3 protein-coding genes are annotated in these 2,157 nt (G+C 64.8%); 2 read left to right on the top strand and 1 reads right to left on the bottom strand.

Going from position 1 to position 2,157, the window contains the following annotated elements:
* Both I6U14_RS12275 and I6U14_RS12270 read left to right on the top strand, forming a co-directional pair.
* Window positions 1-630 (top strand): PAS domain-containing protein (locus tag I6U14_RS12275; protein WP_296899706.1); only part of this gene is annotated, 630 nt, incomplete at its 5' end.
* Between the two features lie 57 nt (window positions 631-687).
* Window positions 688-1,707 carry a PAS domain S-box protein gene (locus tag I6U14_RS12270; protein ID WP_296899705.1) on the top strand — a complete coding sequence of 340 codons (1,020 nt, stop codon included), beginning with the start codon at window positions 688-690 and terminating at the stop codon, window positions 1,705-1,707.
* Between the two features lie 26 nt (window positions 1,708-1,733).
* Here I6U14_RS12270 and I6U14_RS12265 read toward each other — a convergent pair.
* Window positions 1,734-2,157: L-histidine N(alpha)-methyltransferase (locus I6U14_RS12265; protein ID WP_296899704.1), on the bottom strand; the 424-nt coding region annotated here is incomplete at its 5' end.

Here is a 2,157-nt window from a genome sequence, read left to right as displayed (position 1 = left end):
ACCAGCCTGTTCAAGATCCGCGACGGCGACCTCGGGCGCTCCATCGAAGACTTCACTAATCTCCTGGACTATCCGGAATTCGTCGAAGAGCTCAAGCGCACTATCGCCGAGGGCGAGATGACCCAGCGCGAGATTCGTGCCGCCAACGGCCGCCTTTACTTGTTGCGGGTCTTGCCCTACTCGGTGCGGGAGCGCGAGGCGCGCGGTGCGGTTGCGACATTCGTCGACGTGACCGTGCTTCGCGATGCTGAGCGTATGCAGGCGGTGCTGGACTCGCTGCCGGAGCACGTCGCGCTATTGGATGACGACGGCGAGGTGAAGTTGATCAACCGCGCCTGGCGCGAGTTCGCCGCAGGCCACCACGCCGCGGGCGGCCTCGGCGGTCGCTATCCGGGCGCTTGGGCCGGGGAGAAGGGCTTCGAAGAGCCCCTCGAGGCGCAGTTGCGCGAGGGACTCGATGCACTTATCCGGGGCATCAGCGACGAATTCTCGATGATCTACCCTTACCACGGTGATGACGGCGAGCGCTGGTTCGCAATGCATGCCTCTCCGATCGTCCACGGCAGCGGCGGCATCGTCGTCAGCCATGTGGACATCACCCGCTGGTACTCCGACGGCGCGCGCCACTGATCGATCGACCGGTGGACGACGGCCGTCGGCGCCGCGCGGAGACCCAGGACGGCAGCTATGACAGAACAGACACCGCGCAGCGAAGACGACGCCCCCGACAGCAGCGACCGCCTGCACCGCCGGGCGCTGGACGCCCTGCGCGCCGGGCGCACCGACTTGTTGGAGCAAGTGCTCGCCGACGGCGACTTGGACGTCGCCGCCCTGGTGGAACATCTGCGCGTCTACCAGGCGGAGCTCGAAATCGAGAGTGAGAAGCTGCGTACCAGCGAACGAGAGGCCCAAGCGGCTTATGACCGCTACAGGGCGCTCTTCACCAATCTCCCCATGGCGGCGCTTGTGGTGGACGACTACGGCCTCGTGGTCGAGGCCAACTCAGAGGCCCGGTCGCTGCTCACGCTGCGGAACATCCGCTCGCACCAATATTTCGTGGTGCGGCTGGTGCATCCGGACGATCGCACCGCCGTCGCCAGCGCCTTCGAGCGCGCCAAGCAGACCGAGAGCGCGGGCCTGTCCGCCCTGCGCCTCGAGGCCGCCGACGGCAACCGCTTCCAGGCAGACCTCCATATCGCCCGCCTACCTGGCGGCAATGACATGCCGCAGCAGTTCATCTGCGCGTTGGCGGATCGGACGGAGGTCATTCGACAGCGCGACGCCTTGGCGCGCGCGTACGACGCGCTGGAGCGGAGCGAAGAGCGATACCGCCTACTCGCCGATTTCAGCCCAGACTGGGACTACTGGATGGCCCCGGACCGGCGCTTCGTCTATGTCTCGCCCGCGTGCCTGGGTATGACCGGCTACAGCGCCGAGGCCTTCCGCAACGACGCCAGTTTATTCGAGCGAATACTGCATCCGGATGACCTCCCCCGCTGGCAGAGGCACATGGACGCCGTCCATGAAAGCTCGCACCACGACTGGGAGAAGCTGCACTTCCGAATCCGGACCCAAGATGGTCACACGTGCTGGATCGAGCACACCTGCCGCCCGATCACAGCACCGGATGGCCGCTTCCTCGGTCGCCGCGGAGTCAACCGCACCATAACCCATAAGAAATCCCAAAAGGGGTCAGAGCCGTTTTAATAAAGGGCTCTGACCCCTTTTTGTCTTTATAGCCTCCAGGCCAGACAGTGCACGCTGAACAGCCCGTCTGGATCCGTCCAGACCTGCTCGGCTGTAAACCCGGCCTCAGCGGCCAGGGCGTGAAAGCCGTCGATGCGAAACTTATGGGAGCTTTCCGTGTGGATGCTCTCGCCCTCGCTGAAGTGGAAGGTTTGGCCGGCCAGAGTGACCTGCTGCGGACGGGTGCTGATCAGGTGCATCTCCACCCTGCTCAAGTCCGCGTTAAACACGGCCTCGTGACGAAAGCCATCTAGGTCGAAGTCGGCGCCGAGCTCCCGGTTGATGCGGGTAAGCAGGTTGAGGTTGAACGCGGCGGTGATGCCGTCGGCGTCGTTATAGGCGGCCTCCAGCCGGTGCCTGTCCTTGATCAGATCGACGCCGATCAAGAGCCGCCCGCCCGACCCCAGGATC

Origin of the sequence: Thiohalocapsa sp., from assembly GCF_019695415.1 — a bacterium.
Lineage (GTDB): Bacteria > Pseudomonadota > Gammaproteobacteria > Chromatiales > Chromatiaceae > Thiohalocapsa.
This window is presented reverse-complemented; position numbering and strand designations above follow the sequence as displayed.